The organism is Curtobacterium sp. 9128 (assembly GCF_900086645.1).
Taxonomy (GTDB): Bacteria; Actinomycetota; Actinomycetes; order Actinomycetales; family Microbacteriaceae; genus Curtobacterium.
In genome coordinates, this window is record NZ_LT576451.1 from 747,356 (window position 1) to 760,773 (window position 13,418).

A 13,418-nucleotide genomic window follows, 5' to 3' on the forward strand; every position below is an offset into this window, starting at 1 on the left:
GCGCGAGTTCGAAACGTCGCCGCGCTCGGCAACCTGACCTTCACTGACGACGAGTTTGCGCCGGTGTCGAGCAGCGGTGCGTCGATGGCCTGGCGACGGCGTGCAGCGTTCCGCGCACGTCGTCGCCAGGCCGTCAGGTCAGCCCTCAGGCGCGGCGGCGCCGCACCACGATCAGGCCGACACCGAGCAGGACCGCGAGCGCAGCACCGCCGACGATCAGTGGTGAAATCGTCGCCCCGGTGAAGGCGAGTTCCGCGACGGCCTGACGAGCGACCGCGGTCGTCGTGGCGGCGACGGTGGCGGGAGCGACCGTGAACGCGTACGAGGCGGTGACGGGGTCCGCGCCGGTGCCGTCCAGCGTCAGGATCAGCTCGTGGGCACCTGCGGCAGTGCCGGCCGGGATGATCACGTCGGTGTCGAGCACGCCGTCGTCGCCGATCGTCACCGTCGCCAGGCGGACCGGCGTCGAGTGCAGGTCGATCGTCACGGTGGCACCCGCGGGCAGGTCGGTCGCACCGAGGTGGACGCGGGCACCGACGGACAGCGTGGTGCCGTCGATCGAGTCCCCGTCGATGCGCGCGGTGGGATCGAACACGAACGGCGTGGTCGAGACGCTGGCACTCGGGGTGCCCGGCCCGACGGGTGTGACGGCACGCACGCGGAACTCGTAGCGGGTCCCGTTGTCCAAACCACTGATCGTGACCGGGGAGGTCGATGCGTCGACGACGGTCCAATCCGCGCCAGCGGCACGGTACTCGACGCGGTAGCCGCCGACGGGCGCCCCGCCGTCGTCCGAGGGGGCGGTCCACGCGAGGACGGCCGCGCCGTCAGTGGGGACCACAGCCAGATCGTTCGGAGCGCTCGCGATGGTGACGGGCGTCGCGGTGGCGAGTTCGCTCCAGGGGCCGGTGCCGGCTGCGTTCACGGCGGCGACGCGGAAGGAGTACTCGGTGCCGTTGGTGAGGCCCGTGACGTGCGCGGATCCGGTGGCGGCGGCGATGGGCTCACTCCATGTGGAGCCGTCGCTGCTGTACTCGACCTGGTACCCGGTGACCGGGGCGCCGTTCGCGTTGGCCGGCGCCGACCAGGTGAGCGAGACTGACTCGTCGTCACCGGTTGCCTTGACCGCCTGCGGCGATCCGGCCACGCCGAACGGGGTGGTCGGGTTGCTCGACGCGGCGGGCCCGGTGCCCGCAGCGTTGGACGCGACGATCCGGTACTCGTAGGTGGAGCCGTTCTGCAGCCCGTCGATGACGGCGCTGGTGTCGGCCGCGGCCGGCGTGGCGACGTCGGCCCATGGTCCGCCGTCGACGCTCTGGGAGATGGTGTAGCCGGTCAGCGGGCTGAAGCCGTCGCTCGCGGGCGCTGCCCAGTTCAGCTCGACCGATCCGTCACCGGGGGTCATGCGGAAATCGAGCGGAGCGGACGGCGTCGTGTAGGGGGTCACTGCGGTGCTCGGGCCGGACGCGGCACCGGTGCCGGAGGCGCTCGTGGCGGCGACCTGGAACGTGTAGGCGGTACCAGGGGTCAGGCCGTCGATCGTCGCGCTGGTGGCGGCGGTCGTCGCCGTCACGTTGCCAGGGGTCGACGTGACGGTGTACCCGGTGACGGGGTCGTCGCCGGCGTCGGTGGGTGCCGACCATGACACCGTCGCGGAACCCGCGCCGGCGGCTGCGGTGACGTCACCCGGAGCCGACGGCACCGCCGCCGGTCGGACGACGATGGTCGAGGTGACGTCCTGCTGTCCCTTGTCGTTCGCGGAGCGGATCGTGAACGTCGAGGAGCCGACCTCGGTCGGCGTGCCGGAGAGCCGGCCGGACTGCGAGAGGGTGAGGCCCTCGGGGAGCGTGCCGTCGACGACCGAGAGTGTCGGAGCGGGGTAGCCGTTGACCGCGTAGTCGTAGGAGTAGGGGTGGTCGACGGGGGTGTTCGACGTCGGGGTGCCCGAGATCGTGCCACCGGCGACGACGTACTCGCGGAAGGCGAGGTCGTAGCTTGAGGCGTAGCTCTGGCCTTGGTAGATCGCGCCGCCGCCGGGGTAGACGTTGGTGTCGCAACCCACGTACGCGTTCGACGGGCCCTGGAACGAGATCGCGTACGAACCCCCCGCGGTGACGGGGGCGGTGGACGTGATCGGGACCGAGAACCATCCGACACTGGAGACGGTCGCCGAGCCGGTACCGAGGACCGGGCCGGTGGGGAGTCCGTTCTGCGCTGCGCGGATGGTCACGTCGTACGTGGCAGACCCGGAGATCCGCGCCTCGTACAGGTCGATGCCTGACACGAGCCCGCTGATCGCCGGCGTGAACGTCTGGCCGTTGTCGCCGTTCGACCACGGGCCGAGGCGGTACGTCTCACTCGCCTGGTCGAGCGTGCCCTGCTGGGCAGCCTGGGCGGCGCCCACGGAGAGCAGCGCCGGTGCGAGTGCTGCCGCGAGGACTGCGGCGCTCGCGATGGCCTTCCGCATCGGCCGGACGGTTCGGGTTGGAGACGGAGCGGTGCGTGCGCGCAAGAGCGTTCCTTCGGGAGAGGCTCCCTCCTGCAGGGAGCAGGCCGATCATATGAGCCCTCTTCGCTTCGTTACGCCGCGATGCTCACCCCAGTTCGGGGTCTCGAGCGACGCCCGAAGGGGGAGACCATCCCCGTCCTGGCCCTCCGCTACCTCTCGGCCCGGAGCCGCTCGACGTCCGGCAGGACGGCGAGCAACCGGTTCTCGGAGGCGATCTGCTCGGCGACGGCGAGATGGTGCTCCGCGGGTTCGGCTTCGTCGGTCTGCCGGAGTGCTCGCGCGAGTTCGAGGTGCGCCCTGGCAAGACCTTCGGCGTAGTTCGCCGCCGCGGCTTCCTCGATGACGCCCGGCATCGTCTCCAGGGCGTACGCGGGGTTGCCGGACCGGGTGAGCACATCCGCGAGCACGGTCCGTGTGCTGACACCGGTGACCAGCATGAGGTTCGGCTGGACCCGGTCGCCACGGTCGGCGAGGAGCCGGAGGATCTGCTCGTAGTGGGCGGCTGCACCGGCGAGATCGCCGGAGTGCATGAGGAAGTTCGCGGTCATCGAGAGCGTCTGTGTGACGCCCTCCTGATCACCGGCGACGGTGAGGAGTTCCATCGCCCGGCCCGCTTCACGGAGCGCCGTGTCGAAGTCGAGGAGACGGCCTCGCGTCCACGCGAGGTAGAACAGCGCCCAGCCCTGTTCCTTCACGTCGTCCGTGCGTTCGGCGGCGTCCACCGCGATGACGGCGGCGCGGTGCGCGGCATCGAACTCGTGCTGTGTGAGGTGCAACCACGCCGCGTACCCGTGGTGCACGGCGATGTCCCGGTCGGTGCCGGATCGGGTGGCAGCGCCGGCGGCGGTCAGGAAGAGGATGCGCCAGAGATCCCATGCCGGCCACGTGTCGGAGAACCAGTGCAACGCCTCAGCGACGTCGAGGACGAGCTGGTCCTCGCCGAGGGCGTACGCCTGTTGGATCGCGCTGGCCCACTGCGCGCCCTCGATACGCAGCCAGGTCTGTGCGTGGTCCGCCGAGGAGAAGTGCCGTCCGGGGGACGCTTGATCAGGCTCGCGGTCGGGCTCGAACCAGAGGCCGGCGTTCTGGGCGGTCTGCAGCACCCAGTGTCGGAGTGCTCGTCGTTGGTGCGCGACTGCCGGCTCGTCGCGTCTGGACAGGGCGGCGGCGAAGAGCCGCACCAGATCGTGGAGGTGGTAGCGGTTGCTGCCCCGGGCTTCGACGAGACCGAGGTCGGTCAGTTCGTCGAGCCGGTCGGCAGCGTCGTCGGGGTCGGTGGCGGTCGGTGCTGCGGCGAGGTGCGCATCGAAGGTGGCACCGTCGATCAGCGACAGGCTCCTGAACAGCTGTTGCGAAGCCGCGTCGATCTGGTCGTAGGAGAGCGTCAGCGCCGGCTCGACGGCGAGGTCTCCTGCGACGAGTGCGCTCAGCGGGTTGTGGCGCGCGGACATCTTGTCGAGGAAGTCACCGACCGTGGAGCGCGGCTGCGCCGCCACGCGGTTCGACGCGATCCGCAACGCGAGCGGCAGATCGCCACACGCCGCAGCGAGCGCGTCGGTGTCCCGGTCGGTGCGCTGGGCGGCTGGGACGATCCGACCGATGAGCTGCGTGCTCTCGGCACGGCTGAGGGACTCGAGCGTGATGCGTTGCACGTTCACCAGTCCGGCGAGGCTCCTGCGTGAGGTGACGATGACGACGATGTTGGTCGCCGTCAGGACCGGCCTGATCTGGTCCTCGTTCGCGGCGTTGTCGATCACGATCGCGACGCGCTGCGCATCGGTGATCCGACGCCAGTGCGCGATGGCCTCGTCCATGCTCGAGATGTCACGGATCTCGGACGTCTGCGCGATGAGTGACGCCAGCACTCCGAGCGGCGACAGCGGCAGCGAGTTCATGCCGTTGAGGTCGATGAACGCACGTCGGCAGTCGTCGTGTTCGTGGCGGCGGAGTGCCTCCAGCGCGACGGTGGTCTTCCCGACGCCGGCAGGGCCACAGATGACGAGGACCGGCGCGGCCAGACCGCCGTCGGTGCCGTGGAGGAACGCCGCGACCGACGCCATCACGTCGGGCCTTCCGGTGAAGTCCGTCACGAGCGGAGGGGCCAGCATCGCGGAACGACGAGAGCTCCCCGAGACGACACGAGGGGCGCGTGCCAGACGCAGCAGCTCCTGTTGCTCGGCGTCGTCGAGGCCGAGCGCGTCGAAGAGCGCGGTGAGGGTCCGCCGCTGTGGTGCGGCGCTGATGCCGCGTTCGATGTTGCTGATGGTCCGGTCGCTGATGCCGGATGCGTGCGCGAGGCTCTCCAAGGTGAAGCCCGACAGCAGGCGATGCCGGCGCAGCCGGTCACCCAGCGGTTCTGCGTGCGGTTTCTTCATGCTTTCTTCCTGGCGTCGGGGCACCCGGTGGCCCTTTCATGAGGGGCATCACCATGGTGCCTGACCGTCCGATCAGACGCGAGAGGACCGCACCACGGGGAAGGGGAACTGCTCATGCCGACGCCCACCATCATCCTCGTGCACGGCGCCTTCGCCGACTCCGCGAGCTGGGCTCCCGTCACCAGGGAGCTCCTCGACCGCGGTCACACCGTGCTCGTGCCGCCGGTCTACAACCGCAGTCTCGCCGAGGACGCCGCCTCCGTCCGGGCCGTCGCCGAACACGTCGACGGCCCCGTGGTCCTCGCCGGCCACTCCTACGGTGGCGCGGTCATCACGGTCGCCGGCGCCGCGGAGAACGTCGTCGGGCTGGTGTTCGTCTCCGGCTACGTCCTCGAGGTCGGTGAGAGCCTCGGGCAGCTGCAGGGCGGTTTCCCGGACTCCGACCTCGCCGCGAACCTGGTGTACACGCCGTACCCGATCGCCGGCGCAGAGGACGGCACCGACGTGTCCGTGAAGGTCGACGCGTTCCCGCCCGTGTTCGCCGACGGAGTCGACCCGAAGACCGCCGAGGTCCTCGCGGTGTCCCAGCGGCCGCTGACCGGAGCAGCGTTCGGGGAACCGGGGTCGACGGCGGCGTGGAAGACCACGCCGGGGTGGGGCATCGTCTCCACGAACGACCACACCATCAACCCCGACGTCGAACGCTTCGGGTACGAACGCGCCGGCCTCCGGGACGTCGTGGAGCTCCCCGCCCCGCACCTGGTGATGCACACCCACCCGGCCGAGGTCGCCGACGTCATCGAGACCGCCGTCCGCGAGACCACCACCGACTAGCGCCGCGCCCGACTACCGACCCACCAGCGACGACCATCCACCACCCACGACCACGTACAGGAGAACACCATGGGTTTCGTGACCACCGACGACGGTGCAGAGATCTACTTCAAGGACTGGGGCAGCCACGATGCGCAGCCGATCGTGTTCCACCACGGCTGGCCGCTGTCCTCCGATGACTGGGACGCACAGATGCTGTACTTCCTGGCCGAGGGCTACCGGGTCGTCGCGAGCGACCGTCGCGGGCACGGCCGTTCGTCGCAGATCGGCACCGGCCACGACATGGACCACTACGCCAGCGACGTGTCCGCGGTGGTCGAGCACCTGGACCTGCACGACGCGATCCACATCGGCCACTCGACCGGCGGCGGCCAGGTCGCTCGGTACGTCGCCCGGTACGGTCAGCCGCAGGGCCGCGTCGCGAAGGCCGTGCTGGTGTCCGCGGTCCCGCCACTGATGGTGAAGACCGACGCGAACCCCGACGGCACCGACATCTCGGTCTTCGACGGGTTCCGGGAGGCACTCGCGGCGAACCGCGCGGAGTTCTTCCAGGACGTCGCCGCCGGACCGTTCTACGGCTTCAACCGCGACGGCGTGACGCCGTCGGAGCCGGTGATCGCGAACTGGTGGCGGCAGGGCATGACGGGCAGCACCCTCGCGCACTACGAGGGCATCAAGGCGTTCTCGGAGACCGACCAGACCGAGGACCTGCGCGCGATCACGGTCCCCGTCCTCGTCCTGCAGGGCGACGACGACCAGGTCGTGCCGTACCGCGACGCCGCACTGAAGCAGGACGAGCTCCTCAGTGACTCGACGTTGAAGATCTACGAGGGGTACCCGCACGGCATGCTGACGACCCATGCTGACGTGATCAACCCCGACATCCTCGCGTTCATCCGCAGCTGACCGGACCTGATCGGCTCGAAGACGGTCGCCGGAGTCGTCCAGCGGTTCCGGTGGCCGACACGCGAAGCCGCGAGCATCCCGTCGGCGTGAACCGCGAGCGGCATCGCGGCGGACGAGGATCGCCCATCGGACGCGGTGGGTCGCCCGGTGTTCTCCGCCGCGTTGACGCTGTCGGCAGAGATGGAGGCGTCGCTGGCGGAGCCCACGGGATGACAGACTCGGTCCCGGAGGTTCGACGATGGTGACCGAGCAACAAGCCGAGGAGACGCAGCGCGGTTTCGTGGGTGGCGGAATCGTCATCGCGGCAGTGCTGAGTCTGGCGGCGGCGGCGGCGATGCTGCTCGGGGAGACGTGGGCCGTCTGGCCCCTCATCCCCCTGGTGGCGCTGGAGATCGTGTTCGTCGCGCTGTGGGTTCGACGTCGGCGATCGAGCGGAGCCCGTCGATGAGGTCCATCGAAGTCCCCATGCTCCCGATCGTGATTGCTCTCGGGGTCGTCATCTTCCTCGTCCTGCTCTGGACCCTCCGCGCCCGTGGCCGCGTCACACTTCCCAGGGCGAGCGTCGCCGCCGTCCTCGCGCTCTACGCCGGGGGCGTGATCGCGAACACGGTCTTCCCGATCTTCATCCACGTCGGGACCTGGCCGGATCGCGGGCCGCGCCCCCTGTCCCTCTGGCTCGTCCCGTTCGTGGACTACGGGCGCGAGGACGCGCTCATCAACGTCGCGGTGTTCGTCCCGCTCGGCGTGCTCATCCCCCTGCTCCTCGCGCGGCCGAGCTGGTGGCGGGTGACGGCGATCGTCGCCGGCGCGAGTCTCGCGATCGAACTCACGCAGATGGCCACCGCAGGGCTCGCGTTCGGCGGACACATCGCGGACATCAACGACTGGATGACCAACATCGTGGGCGGCGTCATCGGCTTCGGCTTGTTCGTCCTCGTGACACGCTCGAAGACGGTCGCCGGAGTCGTCCAGCGGTTCCGGTGGCCGACACGCGAAGCCGCGAGCTTCCCGTCGGCGTGAACCGCGAGCGGCATCGCGGCGGACGAGGATCGCCCATCGGACGCGGTGGGTCGCCCGGTACGTTTCCCCTCGGCGAGAGGACGTGGAGTCCTCGGCGAGAGGATGTGGAGTCATGAGGGCTGCTTGGTACGACGAACAAGGTCCGGCGAGCGAGGTGCTGCGAGTCGGAGAACGACCTGATCCCGCTCCCGGCGAGGGGGAGGTCCGGGTCCGGGTCGCGTTCTCCGGGGTGAACCCTGGTGACACGAAGAAGCGCGACGGGTGGCTGGGGTCGGCGATGCCCTACCCGGTGGTGATCCCGCACAGTGACGGTGCGGGCGTCGTTGACCGGGTCGGCGCGGGCGTCGACGATGGCCTGCTCGGCCGCCGCGTCGCCGTGCACGGCGCGCAGTCGTACCGGCAGTTCGGCACGGCCGCCGAGTACACCGTCGTCCCGACGGACCTCATCACCCCGCTGCCCGACACGGTCAGCGACGAGATCGGCGCGCTCCTCGGCATCCCCGGGATCACGGCTCACCGAGCTGTGTTCGGCGACGGCCCGGTGACCGGGAAGGTCGTCCTCGTGCACGGCATCCGCGGCGGTGTCAGCGGGATCGCCGCGCAGCTCGCGCAGTGGGGCGGTGCGACGGTCATCGGCACGGTCCGCCGATCGTCGGATCTCGATGCGGCAGGGCTCCCCGACGTCGATCACGTCATCGCACTCGACGACGACCCGGCGGCCGCTGTCCGACGCATCGCACCGGACGGCGTCGACCGGATCGTCGAGGTGGCGCTGGACGCCAACGGGGACCTGGACGCGTCCGTGATCGCGAACGACGGGGTGATCGCGACGTACTTCGCGCGCGGAGACCGCGTCTCGCTGCCGTTCCCACCGTTGCTCTTCGCCAACGTCACCGTCCGGTTCCTCGGCAGCGACGACTTCCCACCGGCCGCGAAGCGCGCCGCGATGGACGACCTGGTCACCGCCGTGGACGCGGGTGTGCTCCGCCTCTCGGTCGGGCAGGTGCTTCCCCTCGACCAGATCGCGCAGGCGCACGACGACGTCGATGCCGGTCGTACCGGCCGCGTCCTGGTGCGGGTCGCTCCGTCGTGGCCGGCACGCGACGGCGCGAGCATGCCGTCGGCGTGAACCGCGAGCCGCATCGCGGCGGACGAGGATCGCCGTCGTCGTCGGTGAGTACGCTGGCGACTGTGATGGGCGAGGCATCGTGAGCGACGGTCGGTCGACCCGGCTCCGTGGCGTCGATGCCGTCTCGGTCGGAGCGATGGTGTTCACCGCAGCCGGCCTGTGCACCTGCGCCACGCTCCTGATCGACGTCAGTCACGAGGTCGCGTCCACGGCGTCGCTGTTCGCCGGCCCCCTGACACTCGCCGGCCTGCTCATCCTGGGCTTCGGTGCGTCGGACGAACGTCCGTTGCGGGCGGTCCCCGCCGCGCAGGTGCTGCTCCTGGTGGCCGCGGTCGCGGGGGTGGTCCAGACGACGGCCCTGCGGGTCCGGGTACCCGACGTCTTCTCCGAGCCGTTCCTCCGGCTGGTCGTCCCGGGGATCGGTGTCGTCGGTGGCACGGCGGTGGCTGTCGCGTGCATCCTGCTCGCGCTGCACCGCGCGAGGCGCGTCGTCCCCGCCGCGGTCTTCGTCGGCCTCGGCCTCATCGCGATCTCGGCCCTGGTCACGAACGGCACGGCGATCCTCGCCGATCGCCTGCTCCTCACGGCGAGATCCGGCATCGACGTCGCGTCGATGTCGATCCACCTCTCCGTGCTCGGGAGTGGCATCGGGCTGCTCGTCATCGCCGTCGGGCTCCTCCTGTCGTCCCGGTCGGCGACACGGCAGACCGAGCGCCGTCCCGTCTGAGGACGAGTCGCGATGCCGCGCCCTGTCCGTCTCCACGGTCCGCGTCCGGCGCGCGTCCCGGTGACCCACCGCTGACGGGAGGCTCGTGGCGACCCCGCCACGAGCCTCCCGTCCGTCGTCGAGGATGCTCTGACGACGCTCGCTCAGCGGACGCGCGCCGCGGTCACCGTCTCGGTCGCCGGAACCGTGTCGAATCGCCCCGCACCGACGAGCTGCCCCGTCCGTGGTGCGTGGAAGGTCGCGCCGCCGCCGGTCGCCAGGGCGACGTGGTGGATCCCGTGCTCGTTCGCGAAGAACACCGGATCGCCGGGTCGGGCGTCCTCCGGCGCGACCGGGTCGAGTGCCGCTGCCTGGTCGTCGGCGTCACGCGGGACGACGATCCCGAGGGCGCGGTAGGACACGTGGACGAGGCCCGAGCAGTCGACACCGGCGGCCGATGACCCGGCCCAGAGGTACGGCATCCCCGTGAAGGTGCGGGCGACCGCGAGCGCATCGGCGGGGTCGACGGCTCCCGGCGAGGGCGAGGGCGAGGGCGAGCGCAGCGCCGTGACCGCGGTCGCTGCGAGGTCGTGCACGACGCCGTCGGGGCCGAGGTACCCGCCCGCTGCACGGCGGTCGAGGATCGCGCCGAGGAGCGGCCCGCTCCGCACGACGACCGGGTCGGTCCGGGGGCTCTCGAGCGGCAGGAGGTGCGCCGTCGGCAGGAATCCGGGGTACCCGGCCGGGTGCTTCGACGACGGTTGGAGCGGCAGGCGGACCTCCACCCACCCGTCGGCCTCGGCGACGACGATCACCGGCTCGCCCAGGACGGCGTGGGTGTCGGCGCGGTCGAGCAGTCCGAGCCGTGCGTCGTCGTCGAGGCCGGCTGCCCACGCGACGAGGTCCGGCGCGTCGGCCACGGCGGCGGCGTCGATCGGCCGTGGAGCGGTCGGGGCGTTCCAGAGCACCGTCGCGGGGACCCCGACGACCGTCGGGGTGGCCAGCAGGTCGAGCATGCGCGTCATCGTGCGAGGCCCGTCGAGGAGGACGCCCGGTCAAGTGCGATCCGCAGGTGCCCGTCGGCAGCGGCGAGCGCGGACGTCGCGGTGGCGGGGCTGCTGCCGGTCAGGAGTGCGAAGACCGCCTCCTTGACCGAGCCGTGCGCCGCGTCGAGTGCGGTGGCCGCCGTCGCGGTGTCGACGCCGGTGACCGAGACGACCGTGCGGCGGCTGCGGGCGACGAGCTTGGCGTTCGTCGCGCGGAGGTCGACCATGACGTTGCCGTAGGTCTTGCCGAGCCGCACCATCGTCAGGGTCGAGAGCATGTTGACCACCAGCTTCTGGGCGGTCCCGGCGTTGAGCCGGGTCGAGCCGGCGATGAACTCGGCGCCCACCGGGGCCTCGATCGCGATCGCCGCCGTCGCGCCCGTCCTGGAGTGCTCGTTGCCGGCGACCGAGACGGTGAGCGCACCGACCTCGTTCGCGGCACGGAGCGCGCCCAGCACGTACGGGGTGCGGCCGGAGGCGGAGAGTCCGACGACGGTGTCCTGCGCGGTGAGCCCGACGGCGGCGAGGTCGGCTGCTCCTGATGCCTCGTCGTCCTCGGAGCGTTCGACGGCAGAGCGGATCGCGCGCTCCCCGCCGGCGATGATCCCGACGACGAGCGACGGATCCGTCCCGAACGTCGGTGGGCACTCGCTCGCGTCGAGGACACCGAGGCGGCCGGACGTCCCCGCGCCGATGTAGATGAGCCGGCCGCCGCCGGCCATCCGCGAGCTGATCGCGTCGACGGCGCTGGCGATCGCGGGGAGCGCGGTGCCGACGGCGTCGAACGCGGCGCGGTTCCCGTCGTGCATGGCGGCGACCAGGTCGGCGGTGTCGAGGAGGTCGACGGAGCTGCGGCGCTCGTCGACGGACTCGGTGGCGAGCGTGCTGAGCTCGTCGCCGATGGCGTCGAGGAGCGCGTCGTCTGGGTCACGGGGCATCGACACGGGACACCTGCCTCTCATGGGGGAGATCGGGGTTGTCGAGGATGAGTGCGGCGCCGTCGAGGGCGTCACCGAGCGGCTCGACGACGTCGAGGTCGTCGTCGACGAGCGCTTGCCGGAGCCGCGCCGCGAACCCGTCGTGCGCGACGAGTCCACCGGTGATCGCGACCACGTGCGCCGCAGGGTCGGCTGGAGCCACCGCGCGGGCCGTCGTGACGAGGTGCCCGATCGCCCGCTCGACGATGTCCGACGCGACGGCGTCGCCGTCGGCCGCGTGCGACAGGACGACGGGCGCGAAGGCGGCCAGGGTGCGCTCGGGGGTCGCGGACCCGCCGACGACGGCGGGCAGTGCGTCGAGCGACGGCGCCAGCGACATCGCGGCCTCACGGAGGGCGGTGTCGCGTCCGCGTCCGTCGTGCGCGCGGAGGGCAGCACGCAGGCCCTGTTGTCCGATCCAGCGCCCGGACCCGTCGTCGCCGAGCCAGATGCCGGAGCCGTCCGCGCGTCGGATCCGTCCGGTCGGGTCGATCCCGATCGCGACGGCTCCGGTGCCGGCGACCAGCACGGTCCCGGGTGCGCCGCCGAGGGCACCGGCGTGCGCGGTCACGACGTCACTCGTGACGACGGCGCGCCCGCCGGAGGCCGTGGCGACACGGTCGGCCAGCTCGCGGGCACGATCGGGCACCGTCGCCGCCCCGGCTGCACCGATGGCGACACCGCCGACGAACGCGGCGAGCGACGCGGGCGCGGGTCCGGGCCGGGGTCCGGGTCCGGGTCCGGGTCGGAGCTCGGCCAGTGCGTCGGTGATCGCGGCGATCGCGTCCTCGAGCCCGTCGTGCTCCGCGAGGCCGGCGCTCCCGTGCCCCGAGGCGGACCGGTCGCCGACGCGCACACGGCACGTCGTCTTCCCCAGGTCGACGAGGGCAGCGGGCTCGGCTGGTGCCATGGTGGGTAATTTACCTGATCGTCATGCCGGATGAAAAGCATTGACGCGACGACATCCCGCTCCGTAGCATGACGACCAATCGGAACGCGTTCGGAGAGGTTGTCCATGACCGTGCTGGAATCGCCCAATAGTGTCATCAGGGTGAGCATCCGGACCTCGATCCAGTCGCGACTCGACACCTACCCTCCCTCGACGAGGCGTGTCGCCGAGGCGATCCTCGAGCGTCCGCAGATCGTGCTCGAGCAGACGATCACCGAGCTGGCCCGCAACTGTTCCACGAGCGAGACGAGCGTCGTCCGGTTCTGCCGCACGATCGGGTTCACCGGGTACGCCCCGATGCGGTTGCAGATGGCCACCGAGCTCGCGACCGAGTCCGCGCAGTTCGGCCAGGTCGGCGAGTACGGCTCCGACATCACCGACGCGGACTCCCTCGCCGAGATGATCGCGAAGATCAGCAGGTCCGAGATCGTCGGGATCCAGGAGACCGCGGCGTCGCTCGACCTCGACGTGCTGCAGTCCGTCATCGACCGGGTCGCCGCCGCGGACACCGTCATCGTGTTCGGTGTGTCCGCGAGCAACGCCGGCGCCCGCGACCTCGCGCAGAAACTCCTCCGCGTCGGTCGGACGGCGCTGTCGTTCGCGGACGCGCACGACGCGCTGGTCCCGGCGACGCTGCTCGGCCCGAACGGCGTCGCGATCGCGTTCTCGCACAGCGGCCGGACGCGCGAGGCGATCGAGTTCCTCCGCGCCGCGCACGACAGCGGCGCCGCGACGGTGGCGATCACGAACGCCGCGGACTCGCCACTCGGCGGTGTCGCGGACGCCGTGCTCCGGACCGCAGTCCGTGAGACCGCCTTCCGCTCCGGCGCGATGGCGAGCCGGATCGCGCAGCTCACCGTCGTCGACTACCTCTTCGTCGGGGTCGCCCGCGCCGACCACGACCGGAGCGTCGCCGCCATCCGGCGCACCCACTCGGCCGTCCGACCGCTCCGCGACGGTGCGTGAC

12 protein-coding genes are annotated in these 13,418 nt (G+C 71.4%); 7 read left to right on the forward strand and 5 right to left on the reverse strand.

The annotated features are described in order from the left end of the window. Positions 1 to 145: 145 nt before the first annotated feature. Together QK288_RS03835 and QK288_RS03840 are read right to left on the reverse strand one after the other, a co-directional pair. The gene (locus QK288_RS03835) at positions 146 to 2,467 is read right to left on the reverse strand and encodes a fibronectin type III domain-containing protein (protein WP_281266484.1); all 2,322 of its coding nucleotides are present in this window, start codon (positions 2,465 to 2,467) and stop codon (positions 146 to 148) included. Positions 2,468 to 2,658: 191 nt separating this feature from the next. Continuing rightward, positions 2,659 to 4,884: a helix-turn-helix domain-containing protein gene (locus QK288_RS03840; RefSeq protein ID WP_281266485.1), complete on the reverse strand. Its 2,226-nt coding sequence runs from the start codon at positions 4,882 to 4,884 to the stop codon at positions 2,659 to 2,661. A 114-nt stretch (positions 4,885 to 4,998) separates the two neighbouring features. On the opposite strand from QK288_RS03840, the gene QK288_RS03845 reads away from it, so the two are divergent. The 6 genes from QK288_RS03845 (at position 4,999) to QK288_RS03870 (ending at position 9,500) form a co-directional block, all read left to right on the forward strand. Continuing rightward, positions 4,999 to 5,718: an alpha/beta hydrolase gene (locus QK288_RS03845; RefSeq protein ID WP_281266486.1), complete on the forward strand. Its 720-nt coding sequence runs from the start codon at positions 4,999 to 5,001 to the stop codon at positions 5,716 to 5,718. Positions 5,719 to 5,787: 69 nt separating this feature from the next. Beyond that, positions 5,788 to 6,624 carry an alpha/beta hydrolase gene (locus QK288_RS03850; protein WP_281266487.1) on the forward strand — a complete coding sequence of 279 codons (837 nt, stop codon included), beginning with the start codon at positions 5,788 to 5,790 and terminating at the stop codon, positions 6,622 to 6,624. 238 nt (positions 6,625 to 6,862) lie between these two features. Beyond that, positions 6,863 to 7,072, forward strand: coding sequence for a hypothetical protein (locus QK288_RS03855; protein WP_281266488.1), 210 nt, complete (start codon positions 6,863 to 6,865; stop codon positions 7,070 to 7,072). Between the two features lie 29 nt (positions 7,073 to 7,101). Continuing rightward, positions 7,102 to 7,644 (forward strand): VanZ family protein, encoded by a 543-nt coding sequence (locus tag QK288_RS03860; RefSeq protein ID WP_281266489.1) that lies wholly within the window; start codon positions 7,102 to 7,104, stop codon positions 7,642 to 7,644. A 112-nt stretch (positions 7,645 to 7,756) separates the two neighbouring features. Next, a complete protein-coding gene (locus QK288_RS03865) occupies positions 7,757 to 8,773 on the forward strand; it encodes an NADPH:quinone reductase (protein ID WP_281266490.1) in 1,017 nt (338 codons plus the stop codon). A gap of 79 nt (positions 8,774 to 8,852) precedes the next feature. Then, positions 8,853 to 9,500 carry a hypothetical protein gene (locus tag QK288_RS03870; RefSeq protein ID WP_281266491.1) on the forward strand — a complete coding sequence of 216 codons (648 nt, stop codon included), beginning with the start codon at positions 8,853 to 8,855 and terminating at the stop codon, positions 9,498 to 9,500. A gap of 143 nt (positions 9,501 to 9,643) precedes the next feature. Here the strand turns inward: QK288_RS03870 and QK288_RS03875 are convergent, their stop codons facing one another. The 3 genes from QK288_RS03875 to QK288_RS03885 are packed head-to-tail and all read right to left on the reverse strand — an operon-like array spanning position 9,644 to position 12,412. After that, positions 9,644 to 10,495: an NlpC/P60 family protein gene (locus QK288_RS03875; RefSeq protein ID WP_281266492.1), complete on the reverse strand. Its 852-nt coding sequence runs from the start codon at positions 10,493 to 10,495 to the stop codon at positions 9,644 to 9,646. Between the two features lie 5 nt (positions 10,496 to 10,500). Beyond that, positions 10,501 to 11,463 (reverse strand): N-acetylmuramic acid 6-phosphate etherase, encoded by a 963-nt coding sequence (gene murQ / locus QK288_RS03880; protein WP_281266493.1) that lies wholly within the window; start codon positions 11,461 to 11,463, stop codon positions 10,501 to 10,503. Continuing rightward, a complete protein-coding gene (locus tag QK288_RS03885; protein WP_281266494.1) occupies positions 11,453 to 12,412 on the reverse strand; it encodes a BadF/BadG/BcrA/BcrD ATPase family protein in 960 nt (319 codons plus the stop codon). The genes murQ and QK288_RS03885 overlap by 11 nt, the downstream gene beginning before the upstream one ends. A 105-nt stretch (positions 12,413 to 12,517) precedes the next feature. Between QK288_RS03885 and QK288_RS03890 the strand changes: the two genes are divergently transcribed. Beyond that, positions 12,518 to 13,417, forward strand: a complete 900-nt coding sequence (locus tag QK288_RS03890; protein WP_281266495.1) for a MurR/RpiR family transcriptional regulator — start codon at positions 12,518 to 12,520, stop codon at positions 13,415 to 13,417. Position 13,418 lies beyond the last annotated feature (1 nt).

Bases quoted from the DNA above. Each gene is read 5' to 3' on its own strand.
- QK288_RS03835 (WP_281266484.1), bottom strand. From the start codon at position 2,467: ATGCGGAAGGCCATCGCGAGCGCCGCAGTCCTCGCGGCAGCACTCGCA.
- QK288_RS03840 (WP_281266485.1), bottom strand. From the start codon at position 4,884: ATGAAGAAACCGCACGCAGAACCGCTGGGTGACCGGCTGCGCCGGCAT.
- QK288_RS03845 (WP_281266486.1), top strand. From the start codon at position 4,999: ATGCCGACGCCCACCATCATCCTCGTGCACGGCGCCTTCGCCGACTCC.
- QK288_RS03850 (WP_281266487.1), top strand. From the start codon at position 5,788: ATGGGTTTCGTGACCACCGACGACGGTGCAGAGATCTACTTCAAGGAC.
- QK288_RS03855 (WP_281266488.1), top strand. From the start codon at position 6,863: ATGGTGACCGAGCAACAAGCCGAGGAGACGCAGCGCGGTTTCGTGGGT.
- QK288_RS03865 (WP_281266490.1), top strand. From the start codon at position 7,757: ATGAGGGCTGCTTGGTACGACGAACAAGGTCCGGCGAGCGAGGTGCTG.
- QK288_RS03875 (WP_281266492.1), bottom strand. From the start codon at position 10,495: ATGCTCGACCTGCTGGCCACCCCGACGGTCGTCGGGGTCCCCGCGACG.
- murQ (WP_281266493.1), bottom strand. From the start codon at position 11,463: ATGCCCCGTGACCCAGACGACGCGCTCCTCGACGCCATCGGCGACGAG.
- QK288_RS03885 (WP_281266494.1), bottom strand. From the start codon at position 12,412: ATGGCACCAGCCGAGCCCGCTGCCCTCGTCGACCTGGGGAAGACGACG.
- QK288_RS03890 (WP_281266495.1), top strand. From the start codon at position 12,518: ATGACCGTGCTGGAATCGCCCAATAGTGTCATCAGGGTGAGCATCCGG.